Source organism: Mesorhizobium sp. M7D.F.Ca.US.005.01.1.1 (genome assembly GCF_003952545.1).
GTDB lineage: Bacteria > Pseudomonadota > Alphaproteobacteria > Rhizobiales > Rhizobiaceae > Mesorhizobium > Mesorhizobium loti.
The window spans coordinates 5,142,890-5,168,851 of record NZ_CP034453.1 but is presented as its reverse complement, the minus strand read 5'-3'; the positions used below and the strand labels follow the sequence as shown (position 1 = coordinate 5,168,851).

Below are 25,962 nucleotides of genomic sequence, written 5' to 3'. Positions count from 1 at the left end.
CAGAAGGCAAGTTGGGGCGGCAAAAGGCCGGTGAGATGGCGACAGCAAAGACGATCGTATCGCGACCGCGCCCTGCCGGATGTATTTCCGAGCGAGCGCGTCTGTGATCAAGCCGCGCTCGCGTCGGGGCGGCGGCCGCCCGACTATCGCCGATGTCGCTCGCAAGGCTGGTGTCGGCGCCATCACTGTGTCGCGCGCCTTGCGCGAGCCGGAGCGTGTCTCGGAAGAGTTGCGCCGCCAGATCCAGGCCGCCGTCGACGAACTCGGTTACGTCCCGGACCCGAATGCGCGGGCGCTGGCCTCGGCGCGCGCCGAAGTGTTCGGCGTTCTGGTGCCGTCGCTCACCAACAATGTCTTCGCCGAGGTGGTGCGCGGCATCTACGACAGCCTGTCGGCCAGCCCGTTCCGCATCCAGCTCGGCAACACCCATTATTCCGGCCTCGAGGAAGAGCGGCTGCTGCAGCTGTTCGGCTCGCAGCGGCCGGCAGCGCTGATCGTCGCCGGCATCGACCAGACACCGACCTCGCGAAAGCTGCTGGAAAGCGCCGGCTGCCCGGTGGTGCAGGTCATGGAGACCGGTCCCGATCCGGTCGACATGATGGTCGGCTTCTCGCATCTCGACGGCGGCAGGGCGGCAACTGAACATCTGATCGAGGCCGGCTACCGCCGCATCGGCTTCATCGGCGCCCGCATGGACCCGCGCTCGCAGCGGCGCCTTGCCGGCTATCGCGCGGCGATGGAGGCCGCCGGCCTATTCGACCCGCGCCTTGTCACCACCACGCCGGTGTTGTCCAGCGTATCGCTCGGCCGCGAAATGCTCCGCGACGCGCTGGCCAAGGTGCCGACGCTCGACGGTGTTTTCTGCAACAATGACGACATCGCGCTCGGCGTGTTGTTCGAGTGCCATCGCGCCTCGATCGCGGTGCCGAACACGATCGGCATCGTCGGCTTCAACGACCTCGACATGATGCAGGTGGCGTTTCCATCGATCACCAGCATCCGCACCCATCGCTATGAGATCGGCCGGCGTGCGGTGGCCATGGCGCTGGCGGCGATCGCCGGCAACAGGCCGGAGCAACGGATCGTCGATCTCGGTTTCGAGCTCAAGCGCCGCGAGAGCACGGCGCGTTGAAACGCACAGAGGCGACTGTGCGAATGCCGGTTTACACTGCGTAATGGTAGCGCTACCATTTTCGCCGGAAAGGTGCTCATAATAAACAGAAAAATCTGTTTATTATATATAAGCGACAACTCATACTTGTTTATTATGGATAATATGATAGTTTTTTCCGGCCTTGACCGGAGAGCAAGGGGAGGGGATCGGGGTGGCATTCAGCCACCGAAAGGCGCGGCAGAGCCAAGCGGGAGGTGCCAGATCTGACGCACGAGACGTCACAGCAGCCAACAACAATCAGAACTGCAACTGGGAGGAATATCGATGATCAAGTCACTCGTTGGTGGCATCGTTGCCGCCACTGCATTTGTCATGTTGAGCTCATCGGCGATTGCTGCAGGCCCCGAAATCGTCAAGGGTCCAGCGGCCGAGCCGGATTGCTTCGCACCCTGGGCTGCGGATACGCAGTTCTTCAAGTTCCCCAAGAAGGACGGCCCCTACCGCATTGCGCTCGCCAATGGCTATATCGCCAACACATGGCGCATCCAGATGGTGCAGACTGCGAAGGCCTATGCAGCCCAGAAGGACGTTGCTGCAAAGCTGAAGGAATTCAAGGTCGTCTCGACCGGAGAGGACGTGCCGGCGCAGATCTCGGCGATCAACAACTTCATTGATTCCGGCTATGACGCCATCGTGGTCAATGCGCAGAACCCGACGGCCTTCGGGCCGGTGATCAAGCGCGCCAAGGAAGCCGGCGTCGTGCTGGTTGCTTTCGATAACATTCTCGACACCAAGGACGCCATCAACGTCAACGTCGACCAGAAAGGCCTGGGCGAGCTTTGGGGCAAATGGTTGGTCACGCATGTGCCGAACGGCGGCAAGGTGCTCGAGGTGCGTGGCGTTGCTGGGACCTCAGTCGACACCGACCGCCACAATGGCATCCATGAGGCTCTCGACGCCTCCGGCAAGAAATGGGCCGTCACCGAGGTTGTCGGCAAATGGGATGACGGCGTTGCGCAAAAGGCTTCGGCCGACGCAATCGCCACCAACGGTCCCTTTGACGGCGTGACCGGACAGGGTGGCGACACTGGCATCGTGCAGGCGATGATCGACGCCAAGCATCCGTTCGTGCCGTTCGGCGGCGAGACCGAGAATGGCTTCCGCAAGTTCTGCGCCGCTCATGCCGCGGACGGGCTGAAATGCTCATCGGCCGGCACCGGGCCGGCCCAGGTGGCGGTTGCCATCAAGACGGCGATCTCGGCACTTGAGGGCAACGTCGTCCCACAGTCGGTCAAGCTGCCGCTGGCGATTGTCGAGGATCCGAACTTCAAGGCCGGTCAGGATTTCTTCCCCGACCAGTCCGACAATTTCTTCGTCGGCAACTCCTTCCCGACCTGCGGCATAAATTTCACCGCGCAGGAAATCATGGGCCAGACCAAGGCGGACCAATAGGCAGCATACAAGGCGCCGCGGGATCTCCCGCGGCGCCGGCCACTCGATATCCCTGGTCGTCAAAAGTGCCTCGGGAGGGCCGATGGACGGTATGGTTCCGCTCTTCCGGATGGAGGGCATATCCAAGCGCTATGGTGGTGTGCGGGCGTTGGAAAAGGCCGAGCTTTCGGTCTCATCCGGCAGCATTCACGCCATTCTCGGCGAAAACGGCGCCGGGAAATCGACGCTGATCAAGGTCATGGCGGGCGTCGTCGCGCCCGACGAAGGTCGCATGACGCTGGATGGACGCGAGGTGACGTTCGCCTCGCCAGGCGCGGCGAACAAGGCCGGTATCGTCTGCATCTTCCAGGAACTGTCGCTGGTTCCCGAACTCAGCGTCGCCGACAACATTGTCATTTCCGATCCGCCGAAGCGTTTTGGCATGATCGACCGCAAGGCGCAGCGCCGCATCGCCGAGGAGGCGTTGGCACGCGCCGGTGCTGCCGATATCCACCCGCTGGCACTGGTCAAGGACCTGCCGCTGTCGCGCCGCCAAATGGTCGAGATCGCCAAGGCGCTGGCCAGGAAGCCGCGCATCCTGATCCTCGACGAGGCGACCTCGGCACTGACCGCGACCGACGTCGCCAAGATCTTCAGCGTGCTCAAGCGATTGCGCTCGGAAGGGCTGGCGCTGCTCTACATCTCGCACCGCATGAACGAGATCGCCGAGCTTGCCGACCACTGCACGGTGTTTCGCAACGGCCGCAATGTCGCCAGCTACAAGGCAGGCACAAAGAGCGACAACGAAGTCGTCGAACTGATGATCGGGCGCGAATACAGCCATATTTTCCCGCCGAAACCCGCGCGCAATGCAGTTGCCGCCGTTCCCGTGCTGGAGGCACGCAAGCTGTCCTGGACCGACCGGCTGGACAATGTCTCGCTGACTGTCGGGGCAGGCGAGGTCGTCGGCCTCGGTGGCCTTGACGGCCAAGGCCAGCGCGAATTGCTGCTCGCCTTCTTCGGTGTGCTGCGCGGCCTGTCCGGCCAGATATTGATCGACGGCAAGCCTGTGTCGATCACCAGTCCATCCGTTGCGCGCGACGACCGCATCGGCATGGCGCTCATTCCCGAGGACCGCAAGACCGAAGGCCTGATGCTGCCGATGACGGTGCGCGAGAACCTGTCGTTTGCCGCGCTAGACCGGCTGTCGAAAGCCGGCATCATCGATCGCGCCACCGAACAGCGGCTGATCGACGACATGGTCGGCCTTCTGGCAATCAAGACGGCGGGCCTCGACATCCCGGTCGGCGCGCTGTCCGGCGGCAACCAGCAGAAGGTGGTCATCGCCAAATGGCTGATGCGCCAGCCGCGCATCATCCTGCTCAACGATCCGACGCGCGGCATCGATGTCGGCACCAAGCAGGAGCTCTATCAGCTAATGCGCAAGCTCGCCGATGCGGGCGCGGCGATCCTGTTCTATTCGACCGACTATGACGAACTGATCGGCTGCTGCGACCGCGTGCTGGTGCTCTATGACGGGGCGGTCAAGCGCGAACTGGTCGGCGCCGGGATCACCGAGCGGGCGCTGATATCAAGCGCGCTCAACATCCATGGCGAGGAGAGCCCGGTGGGCCTGGGAGCAAGTGTGTGAAAGATTGGCGCGTGAAAGACTGGCGCTACTGGCTGGCCGAACAGCGCGGAACGCTGCTGGCGTTCGGCATTTTCATCGTCATGTTCGTCATCTACACCTCGAACCATCCCGCCGGCTTCACCGCCAACGTCGTGCAGACAGCCTCGAACAAAGGCGTGCTGCTCGCCTTTGTGGCCATGGCCCAGACGCTGGTGGTGATCACCGCCGGCATCGACCTTTCCGTCGGCATGATCTTCACGCTGACCAATTGCCTGGCTTCGTGGCTGGTCATCGGCACCGGCATCGAAACCGCGTTCGGGGTCATTGCGGTGCTTGGCACCGGGCTGCTGTGCGGGGCGATCAACGGTGCCATCGTCATCTATGGACGCCTGCAGCCGATTGTCACCACCATCGCCACGGGTGCTGTCTATTTCGGCATCGCGCTGCTGCTACGACCCTTTCCAGGCGGTTCGGTCAACGAGGACCTTGCCGACGCGCTGACCGGGCGGCTGTTCGGCGTGGTGCCGGCGAGCCTGGTGGTGCTGCTGGCCGTGGTGCTCGTCGTCTGGGTGCCGTTCAGCCGCTCGGTGCTCGGCCGCGCGGCTTACGCGGCCGGTTCCTCGGAGATGGCGGCCTACATGTCCGGCGTGCCGATCCGGCGTGGCAAGTTCGCCGCCTACGCGCTTGCCGGGCTGCTCGCCGCGATCGGCGGGCTGTTCCTGACATTCTTCACCTATACGGGTGACGCGGCCTATGCCAGCGGCAACGCCTACACGCTGTTCTCGATTGCCGCCGTCGTGCTCGGCGGCGTCTCGCTGTTCGGCGGCAAGGGCAGCGCCATCGGCGCGATCTTCGGCGCGCTGGCTTTCCGCACCATCGGCGACCTGCTCTTCGTCTTCGATTTCGATCCGCTCTGGCAGCCGCTATTCCAGGGCGTTATCCTGCTGATCGCGGTCAGCCTCGGCGCCTTCGCCCTGTTTCGGGTCCGCAACCGGCTGGAGTGGTTCCTGTGAGCGAAACGACCATCGGCGGCATTGCCAACCGGATGCCAAAATTCATCCGCCGCGCCGACCCGGCGGTGCTGACGGCCTTCGCCTGCATCGTGCTGCTGCTGTTCCTGGGCAGTCTCTATTCGCGCAGTTTCCTGTCGCCGGAATATCTCTTGCAGCAGCTCAAGGTGGCCTCGTTCCTCGGCGTCATCGCCACAGGCATGATGCTGGTCATCCTGCTAGGCCAGATCGACCTGTCGGTGCCGTGGTCGGTGGCGGTAGGCGCCATGATGGCCTGCGCGGCGGCCGCCTATGGTCCGCTCGGCGTGGCGCTGGCCATTCCGTTCGGCATTTTCTGCGGGGTGCTGATCGGTATCGTCAACGGTATCGGTGTCGCCTATCTCAGAATTCCGTCTATGATCATCACGCTTGCCACCAACGCCGTCGCGCAAGGGCTGATGGTGGTCTACACTGGCGGGTTCTCGCCGCAGGATTCGGCAACCGTGGCGATGCGCTATGTGGCGACCGGTTTTACCATTCCTGGCGTGCCCAATGCCGTCGTCATCTGGGCGCTGATCGGGGCCGCGATGGTCTTCGTGCTGACCCGCACCAGCTTCGGCCGCAGCGTCTACGGCATCGGCAATCGCGAGCGCGCCGCCTATCTCTCCGGCATAGACACGCGCCGCGTGGTGATGATCGCCTTCGCGGTTTCCGGCGGGCTCTCAGCCTTCGGCGGGGTGCTGCTCGCCGGCTATGCTTCCAAGGCGGCGCAGTCGATGGGTGATGCCTATCTGCTGCCATCGATCGCCGCGGTTGTGCTGGGCGGCACCTCGATCCTGGGCGGGCGCGGCTCGTATCTCGGCACCGTTGCCGGTGTCATCCTGATTACGCTGCTGCAATCCATCCTATCGGTCATGCAGATGCCGGAGGCGGGGCGACAGATCATCTACGGCGTCGTCATCGTCGCCATGCTGCTGCTCTACGGCCGCGCGCCGGCAAGCCGCTGACAGTGGACGAAAAGACAGCACAGGCGCCAACGGGCGCTCCCGGCTCGGTGCCTCCGGCCATCGTGGTGATGGGCGTCGCCGGCTGCGGCAAGTCGGCCGTCGGTGTTGCGCTGGCGGCCGCGCTGGGCGTTACCTTTATCGAGGGCGACAGGCTGCACCCGCCGGAAAACGTCGCACGCATGGCAAGCGGCGAGCCGCTGACCGACGAATTGCGCGAAGGCTGGCTCGACGCGATCGGCGAGCGCATCGCGGCGTCGGTGGGGAAGGGCGAAGGCGTGGTTGCCGCCTGCTCGGCACTGAAGCGCAGCTACCGCGACCGGCTGAGCGGCTTCTGCCCGCAGATCGTCTTCCTCTACCTGGAGATCGACCCTGCCACGGCCAGGCGGCGTGTCGGCAACCGCAAGGGCCACTTCATGCCGGCGAGCCTGGTCGACAGCCAGTTCGCCATCCTCGAGCCGCCGGCAGCGGATGAGCGGGCACTGACGCTCGATGCGACACGCCCGGTCGGTGAAGTCGTCGCTGCCGCGGTCCGCCAGATGCGCCGGTCATGAGCCTTCGTCCGTGCCGATGCCGGTGCTGTCCTGAGCCTCGGTCAGCCGCTGCCGACGGGACCACGTCATCATCTGCTCGGGGTAGAGCTTCAGCGCCTCCAGCAGGCGGTCGCGCTTGAGAAGGATGTAGTGCGCCTGCACGGCCATGTTCTTGGTGCCATCCCTGGCCATGTCCGTTGCCTGGGTGACAGACGCCTCAGGCGTCAACGCGGGGCTGAGCACGGCACGGTATTCGATGAACGGAACCACTTCGAAGGTCGACATGGCAAATAGCCCGGTCCTGCCCCTGGCGGCGAAATTCGCCGGCGCCGAGGCGAGGTGGGTCCAGCCGCTTTCGCCCATGGCTGCTTCGGTGAAGGTCGTGCCGGCATGGATGGTGTTGGTCATCATCACCACGCCATTCTGCTTCAGGATCTTCTGGATGCGGATGGTGACCTGATAGGCGTCGTCGCGATCAAAGGTGACCCGGCTTTTCAGGAACCGGTTCTCGACATTGATCAGCGGCGGGTTGAGGAAACGCAGGCCGAACGCCGTTTCGGAAATACCGTGTGTGTTGACGCTCACCTGATGCGCCTCGACACCGGCCTCGTGCAAAGCGCGCTTGCCGATGATGGTCTGAGCGGTGAACTGGTCGCACCAGAGGATCGCGCCGTGGCCCCGCTGCAAGGCCGACTGCAGCCCGTCCAGCCCCTCCAGCCGGATCGTCGGCGACCAGCGGCCTGCCACCAGATGCGCGGCGAGCTGCAGGCGGCGGCGATGGCGCGCCGCCAGCAACCCCTCGAACAGCTTGCGCGCATCGATCCCGTCGCCAAGCACCGCGCGTGTGGCGGCAGCGTAGGCGGGAAACTCCTTGCGCATATGGCGCTTCAGGCGAAACCTGGACACGCGGCCGCAGATCAGCGCCCACAAGCGCACCGGCAGGGCCGCTGCGACCATGAGATAGAAGACGCACAGCAGGCTTTCGCGGAGGTCTCTGTTGGAAAAGCGGCGAAGCCGGCCGGGGCGATCCAGTTTGCGGCTGAAAAAGCGCACATCCTCCGCCCGTTCCGGGACAAAGACGTCGGCGATGATTTCAGTGCGGAAACTGGCTGCCGATGGCGGCTTGCGGGCGGCCGTGCGGGATTTTGCGAACCACGACAGCCTCATCGGTCCAGCCTGTTCTTCGAACCCCGCTTTACTGCGTCGGCATGGACCGTGCAAGGTTGTGTCCGCGCTCAAGACTTCTGCAAATTTCGCTATGACTGGGACAGGCGCGCCGCTTACGGCATCGGCACCCGACGCAAGGAGGATTATCAGCTCTTCGTGCCGCGCGAGCTGGCGCCGGCAACGCCGGGCGCCGATCGCCGACCGGCAGACATAACTTCAGAATGTTGATTTCGAGGGCCGGACGAAGATATTTGTCTCGCTATTCCATATACGGCGTCAGCACATCTTCGATCCATTTCATGAATGCGCGGACTCGGCGCGATAGATTGCTCCGATGTGCAACGACGAGGGACACGGCGAGCGCCCGGCGACGAAAATCGGGTATAATCTCCACAAGCGCTCCACTCTCTAGATATCGGCCAATGCCCAAGAGTGGCGCCTGAATCAGACCAAGGCCGGCGAGGGCGGCGGCTTCGTAGGTCTGCGCGCTGTTGACGTGTAGCGCACCTGGCAACTGAAGCGTCGCGTAGCTGTCGCCGTCCGGATATTCCCATCCATAGGGTCTCGCGCCGAGCATCGTCGAAAAGTGAATTGTCCTATGTTCCTGACGCTGGAGATCTTCTAGCGACCGAGGGACGCCATGGCGCGCCAGATAGGCGGGACTGGCAGCGTTGGCCATGCGCAACAGGCCCAGTGGGCGGGCAATCAGCGTCTCGTCCCTTATGGGTCCAAGCCGCAATACACAGTCGAACCCCTCTTGAACCAGATCGACTTGCCGATCCGTACTCGACACCTCCAGCTCCAACTCGGGGTGCGCCGCCATGAAATCCGGCAGGGCCGGCACGATGGTTGTGCGCGCCACTTCGGTCGGAAGGTCGACCCGCAAACGACCGCGAAGTGCTACGCGATCGCCTGCGAACATCGAGTGCAGATCATCGACTTCAGCAAGCAGATCGCGGGCACGGGCATGAAACGCGCGTCCGTCCTCCGTCAACCGCACGCTGCGCGTCGTCCGGTGCAGAAGCCTGACACCGACATCTTCTTCCAGCTTCCGGACCGCCGTTGAGGCTCTCCCCTTTTGGATGCCCAGGCTATCGGCCGCGCGGGTGAAGCTCCCCATTTCCGCTACCGTTGTGAAAATGAGGATGGGTTCGAGATTCTGCATTTTCGTGCCTCGGCATTGTTTCTCGAAAAGAGAACAGTTGGTTCATTTCATCGGCATTTATCACACTTAGGAGGCACAGTAAGCTTCGAATATGGGATCTCCCCATCGGAGAATGACAAGTGTCCGAAACTGTGAACCTGCATCAGACACCGGAAACTATGACCTTGCATCGCGCCCTGTGGGCCGGCCGGATAATGAGCGCGCTTGTCGTTATCGCTCTGGTGGCCGACGGGACTATTCAGCTTTTCGCGCCGGCACAGGTCGCGAGCATGTTGCAGGAAACCGGGTTCGCGATGGACCTGACCCGTGTCGTGGGTCCGATCATACTCGCCTGCGCCATCCTTTACGCCATCCCAACCACCGCCGTCCTCGGCGCGATCCTGGTGACGGGGTTTCTGGGAGGTGCCATCTGCGCCCATGTCCGCATTGGTGAGTTGGGGTCGCCGCCTGAAATCATTTCCCTGCTTCTGGGCGCGATGACATGGGGCGGCCTCTACGCGCGCGATCCCCGTATCCGGGCCATTCTACCGCTCATCCATTGAACCAACAGGGCATTGTTCTGTCCTTCAAGATCAGGAGAAAATACATGTTTTTAGTAATGGGAATCACGGGAAAAGTTGGCGGCGCGACGGCGAAACATCTGTTGGCGCACGGCAAGGAGGTACGCGCGCTCGTCCGCAATCGCGGGAAGGCGGCTAACTGGGCGAACCAGGGCGTGGAACTGGTAGACGGCGATTGGAATGATCCGGCAGCCATCGAGCAAGCGCTCAAAGGCGTCGAAGGGGCGTTCGTCATGTTGCCGGCTGTCTGGGCGCCCTCGGCCGATTACAAAGAAGCAAAGGGCGTGATTGCAAACTATGTCGAGGCGCTCACCAAGGCAGCGCCGCCACGGGTGGTTGCGCTTTCGTCGATGGGTGCGAATAGAACCAGTGGGCTCGGGATGATCATGGCCTTGTCGCTTCTGGAGCAAGGTTTTCGCGACCTGATATCGCCAATCGCATTTGTGCGCGCAGGTGGATTCTTCGAAAACTTCCTCTACGGCTTGCAGGTCGCCCAGGGCGGAAGCCTGCCGGTCTACTACAATCCGACAAACCGGAAATCGACCATGGTAGCGACCAACGACATCGGCGCGGAGGTCGCAACCCTTTTGACCGGGCCAGCGTGGTCAGGGCAGCGCGTCGTCGAGCTTGGTTCGATGGTCAGCGCGGATGAAGTCGCGGAGCAATTGGGTGAAGTCCTGAATCTCGACGTGAAAGCCTTTGCAGTCCCGCGTGCAGGGTGGGCGGAAGCGTTCGAGCAATTCGGTATCCCGAAGGGCCACACCGGACCTGCCGAAGAAATGTTTGAGGCCGTGAACGCAGGATGGATGGACCTCGGAGCCGAGGATACGGATCACGTAGTGGGTACGACGTCCGCACGCGATGTATTCGAGGCTGCGTATGATGTGACCGGGTAGGCCAAAACCTGCATGGGGTTCTCCTGTGATTTCGAGCTTCGCAACCCGAAACTCGGAGACCCTCCCTCAATGCAGGAATCTCATACCTGTCTGAGCGCGGTCAGCTTGCGGTCGCGAGCAGCAGTTGGTGGTTTATATCTGCGAGGTCAGCTCGACCGGAAAATCATCATTGTCGGCATCGCGCATGGCGGCAAGGCTGCGATTGTCAAGCACTTCGGCGATCGCCTGCCGCACCTCCAGCATCATGTGCCGGACCTGGCAGGTCGCCTCGTCGCAATCCTCACAGCGCTGATATTGCGTGCGGCTGGCGCAAGGGATCGGCGCCAGCGGCCCGTCAAGCACGCGCACGACATGGCCGATCTTGATTTCGGAGGCCGGCCGGGCGAGGCGATAGCCGCCTTCCTTGCCCTTGCGGCTCTGGACGAAGCCGGCATTGCGCAACTCGCCCAGGATGGCATCGAGGAATTTCTTCGGGATGTTGTTGGCCACCGCGATATCGTTGACGAAGGCCAATTGGCCGACCGGCAGGCCGGACAGATGCACGAGGGCCTTGAGGCCGTATTTGCCTTTTTTTGTCAGCATGCCCAGATCAACCCATTGAAGCCCCAACCACCCGCATCTGGCGACTGTTTGTGTGCAAATAATGACGTTTTCGCCACGCGATGATGTTTTGCGAAAACAAGCCGCCGAATGGCATGTTAGGCACAAACGCGTTGATTCTTTGTAACGTTTTGCACGGACGGCGCCGATATTCCGCTGAAGACCAGGTCGCCGGCGCACAAAACGAAAAAAGCCGGCAAGGTGCCGGCTCTCTCGTCTATCCTGGACATTGCTGCCGTCAGCGGCTGCCGTAAGTCTGGTCGAGCAGGCCGCCGGCGGCGAAATGCTCCTTCTGCACCTTGTCCCAGCCGCCAAAGACATCTTCGACCGTCAGCAGGCGGACATCGGGAAACTGGGCCTTGTATTTGGCCGCGACCGCCGCGTCGCGAACCCGGTTGCCGTTCTGGGCCAAGATGTCCTGGCCTTCCGGCGTGTAGAGGAAGTCGAGATAGGTCTTGGCCAGGTCGCGCGTGCCATGCTCGTCGGCGACCTTGTCGACGATCGCGACCGGGAATTCGGCCAGCAGACTGACCGAGGGCGTGACCTGCTCGAACTTGTCGTCGCCATACTCCTTGCGGATGCCGCGTGTTTCAGACTCGAAGGTGATCAGCACGTCACCGATCTCGCGCTGCACGAAGGTGGTGGTCGCGGCGCGCCCGCCAGTGTCGAAGATAGGCACGTTGTTGAACAGCTTGGTGATGAACTCCTTCACCTTGGCGTCGTCGCCCTTGAAGGCTTCCTTGGCGTAGGCGGTTGCCGCCAGATAGGTGTAGCGCGCATTGCCGGAGGTTTTCGGGTTGGGGAAGATCACCTGCACGTCGTCGCGCACGAGATCGTTCCAGTCCTTGATATGCTTGGGGTTGCCCGCGCGGACAAGGAACGAAGGCAGCGAGTAGAAGGGCGAGGCGTTGTTGGCGAAATCCTTCTGCCAGTCGGCCGAGACGAGCCCCTTCTTGACCAGGAAGTCGATGTCGGTGACCTGGTTGAAGGTGACGACATCGGCGCCAAGGCCCTCGGCGATGGCGCGCGCCTGCGCCGAAGTGCCGGCATGCGACTGATCCACGGTGACGCCCGGATGCTGCGCGACGAAGGCCTTGTTGACCTGCACGAACAGTTCGCGGCCGACATCATAGGATGCGTTGAGCAATTTGTCGGCCGACCAGGCTTGGGAGGATGCGAGGACCAGGCCGGCGACGGTGGCAAGCCCGAGGAAAAATCGCTTCATGAAAACAGGCTCCGATGCAATGTTTGTGCTGGGACCATAGCCGTGGCGCATCATGTGCGACGAGGCACGCACCGTAGCTTCATGGCCTCGCCGCGAGAAAAGATATCGCTGAGATGAGCAGTTGTTGGAATTCTGTTCCAGCGGTTGGCTGCCTTCGTCGGAGTTTTCTGTGCCTTGTATCGCGGCGTCGTTTGGCATATACAAATGGCATATACAATGGAGCCGCGACCATGCCCCAGAACCGTCATTCAGCAACGCCACCGAAAGAGGCGAAGCTGTTCCGCAACAACCGCAGCCAAGCGGTGCGTATTCCTGTCGAGTTCGAGCTTCCCGGCGAAAAGGTCTTGATCAGCCGGGAAGGCGACCGCCTGGTCATCGAGCCGGTCCGCAAAGCGGGCCTCACCGCGTTGCTCGCTCAATGGTCGAAAGAGCCGCCGCTCGGCCCTGAAGACGACTTCCCCGAGATCGACGATGCGCCGGTCAAATCCGAGGACATTTTCTAGATGCGGTTCATGCTGGACACGAACATCATCAGCGACATGATCCGAAACCCCGCTGGCAAGGCCGCGAGTGCAATTGTGCGCGAGGGAGATGACGCCGTTTGTACCAGCATCGTGGTCGCCTCTGAATTGCGATATGGCTGCGCAAAGAAGGGATCGGCCAAGCTGCTCAAGAAGGTTGAAGACTTGTTGGCCGAGATACCTGTCTTGCCGCTCGATGTGCCGGTGGATACCGAGTATGGCGGACTTCGCGCCGAGCTTGAAGCCGCAGGCCAGACCATTGGCCACAACGATCTTTTTATTGCCGCTCATGCCTATGCATTAGGCATCACGCTGGTGACCGCGAACACCGGAGAGTTCAACCGGATCAGGGGCTTGAAGATCGAGAACTGGCTGGCGTAGCGCTCGACCCGAGGATCAAGCAGCCGGAAAAAGCTTCCAGCGCCCAGGGCGGAACGCCACCCGGCTTTTCTGCGCCGCGGGATGATCGACCGGCAGTTCTATTTCGACCCGCTGGCGCTCGCCGCCGATCTCAAGCTCGACCCGGCGCGTGCCGGCGACGCGGCGGCTGGCAGCGACAGTGCCGGCGATGCAGCCGCTGCAGCCATCCAGCAATTCGACATCGTGCGGACGGAAGTAGAGCGTCGCATCGCCCGAGGGTTCGTGGGGCGCGGCAAGCCCGATCGGACGGTCGGCGAGCCAGATCTCACCATTCTCGACCTTGACGGGAAGCGAGCTCGATTCACCGATGAAGCCGTAGACGAAGGGCGAGTTCGGCGTGTCGTAGATATCGTCGGCAGTGCCGACCTGCTCGATGCGGCCCTGGCTCATCACCACGACGCGGTCGGCAAGCTCCAGCGCCTCTTCCTGGTCGTGGGTGACGAAGACGGTGGTGTGGCCGGTGGTGTCATGGATTTCGCGCAGCCAGCGGCGCAATTCCCGGCGCACCTGCGCGTCAAGCGCGCCGAACGGCTCGTCGAGCAGCAGCACCTTGGGTTCGATCGCCATGGCGCGCGCCAGCGCCACGCGCTGCCGCTGGCCGCCGGAAAGCTGCGCCGGATAGCGCTTCTCCAGCCCCGAAAGCTGGACAAGGTCGAGAAGCTCGGAGGCGCGGCGGCGGATCTCTTGCGCCGGCGGGCGCGACGGCCCGTGCCTAACCTTCAGGCCGAAGCCGATATTGTCGGCCACCGTCATGTGCCGGAACAGCGCATAGTGCTGGAAGACAAAGCCGACATTGCGATCCTGGATCGACTTGTGCGAGGCGTCCTCGTCGCCGAAGAAGATGTTTCCCCGCGTCGGCCGCTCCAGTCCGGCGATCAGCCTGAGCAGCGTCGTCTTGCCGGAGCCGGACGGCCCCAGCAACGCGATCAGCTCGCCCGACTTGATGTCGAGCGACACGTCGTGGAGGGCCGGAAACCGGTCAAATTCCTTGCGCACGTTGGCAACGCGAACTTCCATCGACAGAACCTTCTAATGCCCGCGCGATGCGGCGATCTCGGCGCCGTAGCGCATCTCGAGAAGTGTTTTCAAGACCAGCGTGACGAGCGCCAGGCCGGCAAGCAATGAGGCGACGGCGAAGGCGCCGACGGCGTTGTACTCGTTGTAGAGGATCTCGACATGCAGCGGCATGGTGTTGGTCAGGCCGCGTATGTGGCCCGACACCACCGAGACCGCGCCGAACTCGCCCATGGCGCGCGCATTGCACAGCAGCACGCCGTAGAGCAGCCCCCATTTGACGTTGGGCAAGGTCACGAACCAGAAGGTCTGCCAGCCATTGGCGCCAAGCGAGAGTGCTGCCTCCTCGTCGCCATTGCCCTGTTCCTGCATCAGCGGGATCAACTCGCGGGCAACGAAGGGGAAGGTGACGAAGACGGTGGCCAGGACGATGCCCGGCACGGCAAACAGGATGACGATGCCATGCGCTTTCAGCCAGCCGCCGAGCAGCCCCTGGGCGCCGAACAAAAGCACATAGACCAGGCCCGATATGACCGGCGAGACCGAGAAAGGCAGGTCGATCAGCGTGGTCAGGAAGGCCTTGCCCTTGAACTCGAACTTGGCGATCGCCCAGGCGGCGGAGATGCCGAAGACAATGTTGAGCGGCACCGAGATCGCCGCCACCAGCAGCGTCAGCCGGATTGCCGAGCGCGTGTCGGCGTCACTGAGCGATTGCGTATAGGCACCAACGCCTTTGGCCAGCGCTTCGTGGAAGACGATGATCAGCGGCAAGAGCAGGAAGACGCCAAGGAAGGCGAAGACGATGGCCATCAGGACGGCTTGTGCCGGCCGGCTCTCGGTCACCGCCGCCGAGCGGCTCTCGTGATGCGGTGCGTAGGATTTGATCTCGGGATCAGCCATAGCGCTTGCGGCTCCATGACTGTGCGAGATTGACGATCAAAAGCATCAGGAACGACAAAAACAGCATGATCGCCGCGATCGCGGTCGCTGCCGGATAATTGTACTCCTCCAGCCGGATGACGATCAGAAGCGGCGCGATCTCGGATTTGTAGGGCAAATTGCCGGCGATGAAGATGACTGAGCCGTATTCGCCGACGCCGCGCGCGAAGGCCAGCGAAAAGCCGGTAGTGATGGCCGGCGCCAGGCCCGGAAACAGGATGCGGGTGATGATCTGGAAGCGGCTGGCGCCAAGCGTGGCGGCGGCTTCCTCCACCTCCTTGTCGATCTCCTCCATGATCGGCTGCACGGTGCGCACGACAAAGGGCAGGCCGATGAAGATCAGCGCGATGACGATGCCGAGCGGCGTATAGGCGACCTTGATGCCAAGCGGCATCAGCAATTTGCCGATCCAGCCGTTCGGCGCATAGAGCGTGGTCAGCGCAATGCCGGCCACCGCCGTCGGCAGCGCGAAGGGCAGGTCGACCATGGCATCGACGATGCGGCGGCCGGGAAAGCGGTAGCGCACCAGCACCCAGGCGACGAGCGTGCCGAAGACGACGTTGACGCCAGCCGCGATGAAGGCGGTGCCGAAGCTGATTTCAAGCGCGTTGATGGTGCGACGGTCGGTTGCTATCGCCCAGAACTCGGGCCAGCCCAAGGCGGCCGAGCGCCAGATCAGCCCCGACAGCGGGATGAGGATGATGAGGGTGAGGTAGGCAAGCGAGAAGCCGAGCGTCAATCCGAAACCCGGAATGACACTCGGCTGTCTGAACCGCCACCCAGCCTGCGCGGGTGCTGTGGTCATATCGTCCTGATCTAGATTTAGCTCACTGGGCCGGCTTGTAGATCTGGTCGAATATACCACCATCGCCGAAATGATAAGGCTGTGCCTTCTTCCAGCCGCCGAAAAGCGGATCGTCGATGGAGATCAGCTTGATATCAGGTGTCTTGGGCAGATCTGCCGGAGCCACGAGTTCGGGCTTGGCCGGACGATAGTGGTTCTTGGCGATGATCGTCTGCGCTTCCTTGGAATAGAGCCAGCCGAGATAGGCTTCGGCGACCTTGCGCGTGCCCTTGGCGTCGACATTGGCGTCGACGATCGCCACCGGCGGCTCGGCCAGGATCGATGTCGGCGGGTAGACGATTTCGAAATTGTCGGCGCCGAATTCGTCGAGCGCCAGATAGGCATCATTTTCCCAGCCGATCAGCACATCGCCGATGCCCTTTTGCGCGAAGGTCACGGTCGAGCCGCGCGCGCCGGTGTCGAGCACCGGGGCATTGGCGTAGAGCTTGCCGACGAATTCCTTGTTCTTGGCCTCGTCGCCGCCGTCATGGGCGTTGGCGTAGGCCCAGGCGGCGAGATAATTCCAGCGCGCGCCGCCGGAGGTCTTGGGATTGGGCGTGATCACCTGGATGCCGTCCTTGACGAGGTCGCTCCAGTCGTGGATGCCCTTGGGATTGCCCTTGCGCACGAGGAAGATGATGGTCGATGTGTAGGGCGCTGAATTGTTTTCGAATTTCTTGCGCCAGTCGGGATTGATCTTGTTCGACTTCGAGACGATGGCATTGATGTCGCCTTCCAGTGCCAGCGTCACCACATCGGCATCGAGGCCATCGATCACGGCGCGGGCCTGGGCGCCCGATCCGCCATGCGACTGCTGGACGGTGACCGTCTCGCCGGTCTCGGCCTTCCAATGAGCGACGAAAGCTTCGTCATAGGCCTTGTAGAGCTCGCGTGTCGGATCGTAGGACACGTTGAGGATGGTGGTATCGGCAAACGCGAAACCGAGCGTGCCTGATAGAACAGATGTGGCGACCAGTGCGCCGAGCAGTTTCCTGAAATGAGGTTTGGTCATTTCTGCCTCCGTTGAACCCGCGCCAAATCTACCGAATCGATAGAAATTAGATGCATTCAATGTTGCCTTTTTTGCCCCTCTTGAGAAAATGTTCGACGATATTTCATTGTGTGGAGAAATATTTTCCTCCTGCGTCCCCGGGAAGAATCCATGCTGGCCACTCAGCCTATTTAGAAATGGGTGGTGCCGCGGCAAGGCCGTGTGGAATTTAGTCCGGCGCCTCAATCGGCGGTGATGGGAAAGTCGAAACGCTCCTTGGCGAACGGTTCCTTTGTCAGCGTGAAGTGCCACCATTCCCGCGCATAGTTCTTGAAGCCACCGGCGCGCATGGCATCGACAAGTATCTTGCGGTTGGCCGCCACCTCACTGGCGAGGCCGCGGTGGGCGGTTTCGCTCATCGGATCAAAGCAGTCGAAGCCGGTGCCGAAATCGAGCGTGTCGGCATCGACCGCACCGCAAGCTGGGTTCGGACTGGACCTGCGGTCTGTCCGGGCGATGGCGACGTCGACGGTCGAGCCACGTGAATGGGTCGATAGTTCTCCGACATAGCCCTTGGCGATCAGGTCGCCGCGCCTGACCCTCGAATACCATTGCGGATCGGGCGGCCCATCCTGTTTCGTCCACTCGCCCATGTCGGTGACGGCGCGGGCAGGGCGATAGCAATCGAATACGACCAGGGTCAGGCTTCTGGCGGCGAGCGTCTTCTGGACGGCGGACAGTGCCTTTGCCGCCTGGTCGGTGAGGATGCAGGCCGGCGCGTCATAGCCGTTCACCCTGCGATGCAGAAAATTGTCCGATCCGGCGTAGCGGATGTCCTGGCGGATCGAGGGGTCGACATCGGCGAGCCGGACAAAGCCGGCGGGCAGGGCGTCGGCATGGGCCGGCGGAACGGAAGCTGCAAGCATCAGCGCGCAAAAGCCAATGCGCTGAATCGCCTGGCGCATTCTATTCAACGGACACTTTCACTCGACGAACACCTTGACGCTGGCCGCACGCCCCGCGGCGTCGATGACGGTCAGCGTCGAATAGCCGGCGCCGTCAGGTTGCCAGGTCGCGGTGCGGCGACGGTCGATGCCGGTGAGCGGCTTGCCGTTGGCCAGCCAGCGGAACGGCGCGCGGCCGCCTTGCAGCTTCAGCACCAGCGGCGAGGCGTCGACTGAATTGGTGCCGAGATCGACGCGGGCCCCGTCGGGCGGGAAGATGATGGTCGGTGCGGGTTCGGTTACTGTCGCCTGCACCAGTCCGTCCGACCCGGCCCCGAAGCGGGCGAGCGTCACCGGCAGGTCCTCACGCCTCGGGCTGAACACGCCGGGCGGCTTGCCCGGCAATGGAACGGTGGCCAAGCCCGAGCGGACAAAACCCTCGAAGAGGATGGGGGCGGCCGAGACATAGCCGGACAGGCCCGGCACCGCACCAGCGTCGGGGCGGCCGACCCAGACACCCAGCACATAGCGGCCGTCGAAGCCGACCGACCACGCGTCGCGGTAGCCGTAGGAGGTGCCGGTCTTGTAGGCAATGCCGCGCTGCAAGGCACCCTCGGGCGGCTTGACGCCCGACAATATGTCGATGATCTGCCAGTTGGCCTGACCGTCAAGGATGGTGGCGCTGGTGCGCTCGACATTGGCCGGCTCGGTGCCGTCATGCAGCGTGTGCGTCTTGCCGCCATTGGCGAGCCCTGTGTAGAGCTGGACGAGGTCGCGCAGCGTGACGCCTACGCCGCCAAGGCCGATGGCCAGGCCCGGCGCCTCGTTGACCGGCAGTATGGGGTTTACCCCTGCCTGGCGGAAGCGCGCCATCAGCCGCGTTGGCCCGACAGCGTCGAGCACACGGATTGCCGGCACGTTGAGCGACAGTTGTAGCGCTTGCCGGATGCTGACATCGCCCTGATAGCCCATGTCGAAATTCTTCGGGCGATAGCCGGAGAAATCGACGGGGCTGTCGTCGATCAGCGTCTCCTGCGCCACCAGGCCCTGTTCGAAGGCAAGACCGTAGATGAACGGCTTGAGCGTCGAACCGGGCGAGCGGACGATCTTGGTCATGTCGATCCAGCCGGAGCGGCTGGCGTCGAAGAAATTGGCCGAGCCGACTTCACCGAGGATGTCGCCGGTGCGGGAGTCGGCCAGCACCATGGCGACCGACAGGCGAGGCCCAAGCTTAGTGGCGGCGTCCCTCGCCACCTGCTCCAGCCCTTCCTGGACGCTCTTACGGATCGTCAGCTGCAAGGGCTGGCCGGGAACAGCCTTGGGCAGCATCGCATAGGCGGCGTGCGCAGCGAGCGCAGGCAGCGTGCGGCGCAGGCCCGCTACATCGTCGAGGGCGGCACGTGCTGCCTCGCGCTCGCCGAGCAGGCCGGAGGAGACCATGCGGGTCAGCACCCGGTCGCGGGCGGCGTGGGCGATCTTCAAATTGCGGTCGGGTCGGCGCTTTTCCGGCAGTTGCGGCAAGGCGACGAGAAGGGCGGATTCGGAAACGGTGAGCCGCTTCGGTTCCTTGCCGAAATAGGCGAGCGAGGCGGCGCGCACGCCTTCCAGATTGCCGCCATAGGGCGCCAGCGTCAGGTAGCGTTCGAGGATCTCGCGTTTGGACAGCCGCCGTTCGATCTGGATGGCGCGCAGCATCTGCTTGATCTTGGAGCCGAGGCTGCGGCTCTCGCGCGGTTCGATCAGCCGGGCGAGCTGCATCGACAGGGTCGAGCCGCCGGAGACGATGTGGCCGCTGGTGGCGAACTGGCCGGCGGCCCGCGCCAGCGCCAGCACGTCGACACCCTCATGGTCCCAGAAACGCTTGTCCTCATAGGTGACCAGCATGTCGACGAATTGCTTGTCGACCTGGTCGAGACGGGTCTCTAACCGCCAGTAGCCGTCCGGCGTGGCGAAGGCGCGCAACAGCTGGCCATCGCGGTCCTGGACTTCGGTCGAGACCGTGAGTTCGGCCGGAAGCGGGGGCGGGAAGGCGCGGTCAAGTTCCCAGAGACTGGCTGCCGAGATCACCGCAAGGCCGGCGAGGGAGACGCCCGTAATGGCTGCCCGGCGCAGGAATTTTTTGGAGAGCATAGCGCCGCCCCTCATCCGCCTGCCGGCACCTTCCCCCCGTATAGTAACGGGGGGAAGGGAGCTGTCGTTAGCGCAATCGCCATTTTCATGATCGTTACCATCGGCGCCTTACGGCGCCTTGATCTCCATCATGCCGGTGGCGGTGCGGGCCGAGTATTGCGGCCGGTACATGTCCTCCACCGTTGCCGCCGGATGGGCGTAGGTGCCAGGTGTCACCGCGCGCACGACATAGGCGAGGGTCAAATTGTGGTCGTGGTCGCCGTCGGCCGGGTTGAACGCCGCGACGAAACGGTCGTCGCGGAATTCGAGATGGGCCGCATCGGTCTGCGCCAGCCACGAGAAGTTCGTCAACTGGGCGCTGGACACCAGGCCGGGATTGTCGATCTCGAAGCCGGCCGGCAAGAGGTCGGTGACCAGCAGGCGCGACGGCCATGTGTTCTGCTCGTTGATCTTGAGCACGACGACATAGCGTTCGTTCTGCGTCGCCTCGGTGACATTGGCTTCGGTGCCATCAAGCTTGTAGTAGGTGCGGCTGATGGTGAAGCCGTCGCCACCGGCCGGCAGGGGCTGGACCGGCGACGCCACCGTGGTGACGACGGCCTGCAGCGGGGTCTTGCCGGTGTTGGCGATGGTCAGAGGGCTGTCAACCAGGTCAGAACCTTCGACCTGATTGGAATAGCCGCCGGAATGCGCAGCGCCATTGACGGTCAGCGTGATCGTATCATTGCCTTCCTTCAGCGCGCGGGCCGCCAGCAGCATCCAGGATTCGTCCTGGGTGCTGGTCCAGCGGGCTTCGGCGCGTTCCCTGGTCACCAGCTTGATCAGTTCCGGCACGATCGTCGGCACCGGCTTGGATTCCGCCGCCAGCGCCAGCATCGCCGCGCCGTCACGCAGCCGCGAACCGTAGTCGGAGCGGTAGTAGTCGTAGTCGGTGGTCGACTTGGCCAGCTGCAGGGCAGTCTTGAACGTCGATTCCGCACGCGGCGTATCGCCGTAAAGCGCCAGGCTCGCCGCCAGCTGGGCAACGGCCATCGGGCTCGAGAAAGCTTCGAGCTGGGTATCCGCGTAGTAGCGCAGATCGCCGATCGAGGCCTTCTTGTTGCGGGCCAGAACGTAGAGGGCGTAGGCGATCTCGCTGCCACGGTCCTGGACGCTCTGGTCGTAGCCGAGCGAGTTCTGCAGATTGCTCAGCGCCTGGTTCATGGCCAGGCTCGGCACGTCGTATTTCTGCTCGCGCGCCCTGGTCAGGAAGTCGGTGACATAGGCATCGAGCCACAGATCGCCGGAGCCCGGACCCCACAGGCCGAAGCTGCCGGCCGAGGCCTGGTAGCTCAGAACCTTGTAGATGGCGTCCTGGATGCGGCCATGGATGTCGGGGTCGCTGGCCATGCCGACGCCGGATGCCAACTCATTGACGTAGAGAAGCGGCATGGCGCGGCTGGTGGTCTGCTCGGCGCAACCATAGGGGTAGCGGTCGAGCGTCATCAACAGCGACGGCACGTCGAAGGCGGCGGCCTGCGAAACGCCGACGCTGACGGAAGCGCCATCGAGCAGGCTGGCCGCCAGCAGCTCCTTGTCGACGCGCAGCGCGCCGCCATTGCCCTTGAGGTCGACCACCAGGCGGGTGGTGACCGGCAATTGCGCCGGACGCACCGGCACATAGAGTGTCTGCTCGACCTTGGTGCCGTCGGCATGGGCGAGCTTGATGGTAAGCGAGGCATTGCCGGCCGTCTGCGCGATCAGTGGCACGGTCAGCGTCTGGCGCTTGCCCTGGGCGAGCGTCAGCTTCTGGGGCAGCGGCTTGTCGCCCGTCGACAGGTCGCCTGTCGTTTCGATCGACAGCGCATAGTCGCCGGCGGGCCCGTCGGTATCGGCGACGTCAAGGCGCATGACGGCGGCGTCACCAGGCGCCAGGAAGCGCGGCAGGCCGGCGGTGATCACGACGGGGTCGCGCACGATCACGTCGGACTGCGCATGGCCGACCGCGTCCTTGGTCCAGGCGACGGCCATGACGCGCACGGTGCCGTTGAACTGCGGGATGTCGAAGTCGATCCGCGCCTTGCCGTCGGCATCGAGCTCGACGGGACCGGAGAAGAAAGCGACCAGCTTTTCGGTCGGCGGGCTGCCTTGCGCCTGCATGTTGGCGCCGTCGCCGCCGGTCCTGAGCTTGCCGGTGTTGCCCAGCGAGCCGTCGATCAGGCGACCGTAGATGTCGCGGATTTCCATGCCCAGCATGCGCTGGCCGAAGAACCAGTCCTCCGGATCCGGTGCCTTGTAGTTGGTCAGGTTGAGAATGCCGACATCGACGGCGGCAACCATGACATAGGCATTGCTGCCCGGCTGCACGCCGGTCACGGAAACCGGGATCGACAGCTGCTGGCGCGGCATGGTCTTGTCGGGCGGCGTCAAGGTGATGGCGAGCTTCTTGGAGCCCGGATCGACCTTCAGCCATTTCACACCGATGGCGCGCGCCGGCATGCGCGTCTCCTGCGCATCGCCGGGCCGGAACAGGGTTGCGGTGACATAGGCGCCGGCGCCCCAGTCGTCGCCGACCGGAATGTCGACGGTGCTGCCGCCGGCCGGCACCGACGCCGTGACCGTCTTCAACAGCTTGTCGGAACCGATGTTGATGAGAAGTTCGCCGGCAAAGTGCGGCGAGACTTTCAGCTTGGCCACTTCGCCGGCGGCATAGGTGTCCTTGTCGAGGGCGATCTCGAGGCCGTCAGGCGTTTCTGTGGTGGTCGACGAAACATACCAGCCGGCATCGAACTCGTAGCTGGTCGCCGGTCCCTCGGGATCCGATGTTTCGACTTCGAGGCGGTACTGGCCCCAGTCGACCGGCACGGAGACCGTTGCGTCGCCGTCGGCGCTGAGGTCGACCTGGCCGTTGGCGATCGACTTGGTGAAGGTGACCGGCTCGTAGTTCCAGGAATTGTTGGAGCGGTACCACTGGTAATTGCGTTCGACCTTGACCAGCGTCCACTGCGCGCCTTTCAGCGCCTCGCGCTTGCCGTCGGGATCGACGGCGATCAGGCTGAACTTGGCTGTGCCGCCCTGCGGCACTTCATTGTCGGCGAAATCCGGGCGGATGCCGATCATATGGCCTTGCGGGCGGATGCCGATGTTGAGCGAACGCTCGATGGCGCGGCCACCGGTTTCGCGCATCCTGACCGTCACCTTGGCGTCGACCAGCTTGGTGGTCGAGGGCAGTTGGTCGACGGAGACCGGGAAGGTCACCTTGCCGTCATCGCCAACCACCGGCAGATCGGCGAGGGGGGTGACCGTGGGTTCGGCCGACTGTTCGTCGGCGAGACCGAAGGAGAACCCTTGGAAACGGTCCCAGTCGCGCGACGTCGACAGCGTCAACTCGCCTTCCAGCGCCAGGCCTGCCGCCGGCGCGCCATAGAGGAAGCGGCCGTCAATGTTGATGTCGGCGGTTTCGCCCTGGGCGATCTCCTGCTTGTCGGCCTTCATGTCGAATTCAATGCGATCCGGCACGAAATCCTCGACCAGGAACATCTGGCTCGCCACCGCCGGCTGCTTGGGATCGGTGTAGATCGACACCGACCATGTGCCGCGCATGGCGTTGGGTGCGAGCGGCAGGTCGACGGCATGGCCGCCGGCCGAGGCGCCGTCGCTGACGATGCGGCGGTCCTCGACGCCGTCGGGGCGCGAGAAGATGAAGGTCAGCGGCAGGTTTTCGACCGCCTTGGCGGCGCCGTCGCGGGCAAGCGCCGCGGCATGAACATCCTCGCCGGCGCGATAGATGCCGCGTTCGGTCCAGGCATAGACGTCAAGCGCACCGGGCGCTGCGCGCCCGGTGACGCCGCGGTCGGACAGGTCGAAGCCGGCCCGGCCCATGTCGAGGAAGACGAAGTCATTGTCGCCCTGCTTGGCCATCAGCACGGCCGGCACCATGCCGCCGTCGCCGCGCGTCAGGCCGGGGTTGAAGACGGCGTGGCCGTCGGCATCCGATGTCGCCGTGCCGAGAACCTCATTGTTCCTGGCAACCAGGGTCAGTTCGGCGCCTGCTATCGGCTTGGCACTGCCCAGCGAACGGGCAAAGACATTCAACCCGTCCTGGCCGGTATAGGTCGACAGGCCGATGTCGGAGACGACGAACCATTGCGTGGCCATCGAATTGTAGTCGTCGCTCTTGTCGTTGACGGCCTGGGCGGTCAGCACATAGACGCCGGGCTTGCGCTGCGGCACCGCCTCGTCGACCGGGAAGGAGGTGGTGACCTCCTTGTTGAGATCATTGGCGATGTCGAGCTGGCCTTGCCAGACCGGCGCGCCCATCTGCTCGGAAATGTTGGAGATGTCATAGCTGTCGAGCTGGTGCAGGAACTGGTAGCCCGACAGAAGCTGGGCCAGCGAGCGGTCGCCGATGCGGTAGAGCTTCATCTCGGCGGCGTTCATGTTGACGGTGACGACCGGGATACCGCGGCGCGCGCCGGCCGGCAGCACGAAGCTGTCGCCGGTGAAGCGGGCGGACGGTGCGCGGTCCTGGACATAGATCGACAGCACCACGGGAGCCGCGGTCACCTCGCCGATGGCCGCCGGCAAGCCGGCGCGGAAGGTGACGTCATAATGCTGGCCGTGCTCCAGCCCTTCGACGCAGATCTGCTTGTCCTTGGCCTCGACGCCCTTGGGCGGCGCGTTGTCGACGGTGACGAACTGCGCGTAGTCGACGCCGGTCTTGACCAGATCCTCGGAGAATTGCGCGCAGATGCGCGGCGCGCTGGTGTCGGCATCGACGGTGTGGTCGATGACGCGGAAACCCTTGCGCGCCTTCAGATCGGCATAGTCGGCCTGGACCGCCGGTGAAGGGTTCAGGGCAAGGCTGGCTTCATAGGCCTGCAGCGCCGGCCGGTAGAGATCGCGCTTGTCGAGGCCGTTGCCGAGCAGCGCCAGCACGTCGGCGCGCGTCTTGGTGGTGCGCAACAGCTTGTAGGCGTTGAAAGCAGCCGAAGTGCCGTTTGCCGGCAAAGTGGAGGCGTCGGAGGTGTTGGCGGCGGGCTGCACGGCCAGCGTTTCACGCGCCAGGTTGAGCCAGAGCTGGCCATCGTCGGGCAGCACCGAGACCGCGGCTTCGTATTTCAGCATGGCGGAGCGATGGTCGCCGGTCAGCACAGCCTGCTCGGCAGCGTTCATCAAGGCGGCCATGCCTTCGGTCGGCTTGTCATAGGCCGGGCCGAGCAGCTTGTTGCGGTACTGCTGGGCCTGATCGGCCATCCAGTTGGGGAAGAAGGCGAGTTCCGGCGGCGCGCCGATGTCGGGATCGCCATCGAGGTTGACGACCTTGCCGGCGACCGCGCCGTTGAACGGCTTCAGCTGGTTGTAGTCGGATTTGAGGAAGCACCATTTGGCTTTGTTGTTGTAGGTGAAGGCGCGGCAGGCCGGGTCGCCCAGACATGTCGTCTTGCACTGGTCGAGCGTGACATTCTGGTCGGACCTGAGATCGAAGCCGAAATAATCGGAATTGTCTGTCGTCGCGATTCGTCGAGCCTCAGCCGCTTGCGCGACACCACCCCAGGCTAAGACATTGGCCCAGGCAAAAAACAGAAGAATCAGGATCGACAGACCACGAGCCGCGCGCATTGCCATAACACCCTCCAGACACTGCTAACGTCCAGGCATGATCAAGCTTCAGTCAAGCTTGTCAACGCAGGGACGCGGCAGGGTTCCGCCTGCCAACGGTTTCCTTTCCGGCCGATGGCCGGTAGTACCTCCATAGGACAGGTGATCACGCTTTCTTGCGGCGACGCAAAAGGTGTGAATTCCAAGCCCGCCCTATTTCAGACAATTGGATTGTGGCCCCTTTACGAGCGCTTCAGAACTTCAT

At 63.5% G+C, this 25,962-nt stretch carries 21 protein-coding genes; 10 read left to right on the top strand and 11 right to left on the bottom strand.

Annotated features, from left to right (window positions below; all coding sequences use genetic code 11):
• Window positions 1-79: 79 nt before the first annotated feature.
• From EJ076_RS25015 to EJ076_RS24990, 6 genes are all read left to right on the top strand, one after another.
• Window positions 80-1,132, top strand: a complete 1,053-nt coding sequence (locus tag EJ076_RS25015) for a LacI family DNA-binding transcriptional regulator (RefSeq protein ID WP_206438734.1) — start codon at window positions 80-82, stop codon at window positions 1,130-1,132.
• Between the two features lie 306 nt (window positions 1,133-1,438).
• Window positions 1,439-2,566: a sugar ABC transporter substrate-binding protein gene (locus tag EJ076_RS25010; protein ID WP_109661063.1), complete on the top strand. Its 1,128-nt coding sequence runs from the start codon at window positions 1,439-1,441 to the stop codon at window positions 2,564-2,566.
• An 82-nt stretch (window positions 2,567-2,648) separates the two neighbouring features.
• A complete protein-coding gene (locus EJ076_RS25005; protein ID WP_126069627.1) occupies window positions 2,649-4,196 on the top strand; it encodes a sugar ABC transporter ATP-binding protein in 1,548 nt (515 codons plus the stop codon).
• Between the two features lie 11 nt (window positions 4,197-4,207).
• The gene (locus EJ076_RS25000; RefSeq protein ID WP_109661067.1) at window positions 4,208-5,188 is read left to right on the top strand and encodes an ABC transporter permease; all 981 of its coding nucleotides are present in this window, start codon (window positions 4,208-4,210) and stop codon (window positions 5,186-5,188) included.
• Window positions 5,185-6,171 (top strand): ABC transporter permease, encoded by a 987-nt coding sequence (locus tag EJ076_RS24995; RefSeq protein WP_109661069.1) that lies wholly within the window; start codon window positions 5,185-5,187, stop codon window positions 6,169-6,171. The genes EJ076_RS25000 and EJ076_RS24995 overlap by 4 nt, the downstream gene beginning before the upstream one ends.
• Window positions 6,172-6,173: 2 nt before the next feature.
• The gene (locus tag EJ076_RS24990) at window positions 6,174-6,722 is read left to right on the top strand and encodes a gluconokinase (protein ID WP_126069626.1); all 549 of its coding nucleotides are present in this window, start codon (window positions 6,174-6,176) and stop codon (window positions 6,720-6,722) included.
• Here EJ076_RS24990 and EJ076_RS24985 read toward each other — a convergent pair.
• Window positions 6,717-7,868 carry a hypothetical protein gene (locus tag EJ076_RS24985; protein WP_126069625.1) on the bottom strand — a complete coding sequence of 384 codons (1,152 nt, stop codon included), beginning with the start codon at window positions 7,866-7,868 and terminating at the stop codon, window positions 6,717-6,719. The genes EJ076_RS24990 and EJ076_RS24985 overlap by 6 nt on opposite strands.
• Window positions 7,869-8,127: 259 nt before the next feature.
• Window positions 8,128-9,033, bottom strand: a complete 906-nt coding sequence (locus EJ076_RS24980; protein WP_126069624.1) for a LysR family transcriptional regulator — start codon at window positions 9,031-9,033, stop codon at window positions 8,128-8,130.
• Window positions 9,034-9,152: 119 nt separating this feature from the next.
• Between EJ076_RS24980 and EJ076_RS24975 the strand changes: the two genes are divergently transcribed.
• Together EJ076_RS24975 and EJ076_RS24970 are read left to right on the top strand one after the other, a co-directional pair.
• Window positions 9,153-9,575: a DoxX family protein gene (locus EJ076_RS24975; RefSeq protein WP_126069623.1), complete on the top strand. Its 423-nt coding sequence runs from the start codon at window positions 9,153-9,155 to the stop codon at window positions 9,573-9,575.
• 44 nt (window positions 9,576-9,619) lie between these two features.
• Window positions 9,620-10,489, top strand: a complete 870-nt coding sequence (locus EJ076_RS24970; protein ID WP_126069622.1) for an NmrA family NAD(P)-binding protein — start codon at window positions 9,620-9,622, stop codon at window positions 10,487-10,489.
• 132 nt (window positions 10,490-10,621) lie between these two features.
• Here the strand turns inward: EJ076_RS24970 and EJ076_RS24965 are convergent, their stop codons facing one another.
• The gene (locus EJ076_RS24965) at window positions 10,622-11,071 is read right to left on the bottom strand and encodes an Rrf2 family transcriptional regulator (protein WP_006202816.1); all 450 of its coding nucleotides are present in this window, start codon (window positions 11,069-11,071) and stop codon (window positions 10,622-10,624) included.
• Between the two features lie 256 nt (window positions 11,072-11,327).
• Window positions 11,328-12,314, bottom strand: a complete 987-nt coding sequence (locus tag EJ076_RS24960; RefSeq protein WP_126069621.1) for a sulfate ABC transporter substrate-binding protein — start codon at window positions 12,312-12,314, stop codon at window positions 11,328-11,330.
• Between the two features lie 230 nt (window positions 12,315-12,544).
• Here EJ076_RS24960 and EJ076_RS24955 point away from each other — a divergent pair, with 230 nt between their 5' ends.
• A complete protein-coding gene (locus tag EJ076_RS24955; protein ID WP_126069620.1) occupies window positions 12,545-12,817 on the top strand; it encodes an antitoxin in 273 nt (90 codons plus the stop codon).
• Window positions 12,818-13,216 carry a type II toxin-antitoxin system VapC family toxin gene (locus tag EJ076_RS24950; RefSeq protein ID WP_126069619.1) on the top strand — a complete coding sequence of 133 codons (399 nt, stop codon included), beginning with the start codon at window positions 12,818-12,820 and terminating at the stop codon, window positions 13,214-13,216. It abuts the gene before it with no gap.
• 15 nt (window positions 13,217-13,231) lie between these two features.
• Here the strand turns inward: EJ076_RS24950 and EJ076_RS24945 are convergent, their stop codons facing one another.
• The 7 genes from EJ076_RS24945 to EJ076_RS24915 form a co-directional block, all read right to left on the bottom strand.
• On the bottom strand, window positions 13,232-14,272 hold the full coding sequence (locus EJ076_RS24945) for a sulfate/molybdate ABC transporter ATP-binding protein (RefSeq protein WP_126069618.1): 1,041 nt from the start codon (window positions 14,270-14,272) through the stop codon (window positions 13,232-13,234).
• A gap of 12 nt (window positions 14,273-14,284) precedes the next feature.
• Window positions 14,285-15,169, bottom strand: coding sequence for a sulfate ABC transporter permease subunit CysW (gene cysW / locus EJ076_RS24940; protein WP_109672947.1), 885 nt, complete (start codon window positions 15,167-15,169; stop codon window positions 14,285-14,287).
• Window positions 15,162-16,013, bottom strand: coding sequence for a sulfate ABC transporter permease subunit CysT (gene cysT, locus EJ076_RS24935; protein ID WP_126069617.1), 852 nt, complete (start codon window positions 16,011-16,013; stop codon window positions 15,162-15,164). The genes cysW and cysT overlap by 8 nt, the downstream gene beginning before the upstream one ends.
• 22 nt (window positions 16,014-16,035) lie before the next feature.
• Complete coding sequence (locus tag EJ076_RS24930; protein ID WP_126069616.1) at window positions 16,036-17,064, bottom strand: sulfate ABC transporter substrate-binding protein; 1,029 nt, start codon at window positions 17,062-17,064, stop codon at window positions 16,036-16,038.
• Window positions 17,065-17,285: 221 nt separating this feature from the next.
• Window positions 17,286-17,969 (bottom strand): M15 family metallopeptidase, encoded by a 684-nt coding sequence (locus tag EJ076_RS24925; protein ID WP_348630450.1) that lies wholly within the window; start codon window positions 17,967-17,969, stop codon window positions 17,286-17,288.
• A gap of 57 nt (window positions 17,970-18,026) precedes the next feature.
• The gene (pbpC, locus tag EJ076_RS24920; protein ID WP_245462874.1) at window positions 18,027-20,117 is read right to left on the bottom strand and encodes a penicillin-binding protein 1C; all 2,091 of its coding nucleotides are present in this window, start codon (window positions 20,115-20,117) and stop codon (window positions 18,027-18,029) included.
• Window positions 20,118-20,225: 108 nt separating this feature from the next.
• On the bottom strand, window positions 20,226-25,724 hold the full coding sequence (locus EJ076_RS24915) for an alpha-2-macroglobulin family protein (RefSeq protein ID WP_126069615.1): 5,499 nt from the start codon (window positions 25,722-25,724) through the stop codon (window positions 20,226-20,228).
• Window positions 25,725-25,962 lie beyond the last annotated feature (238 nt).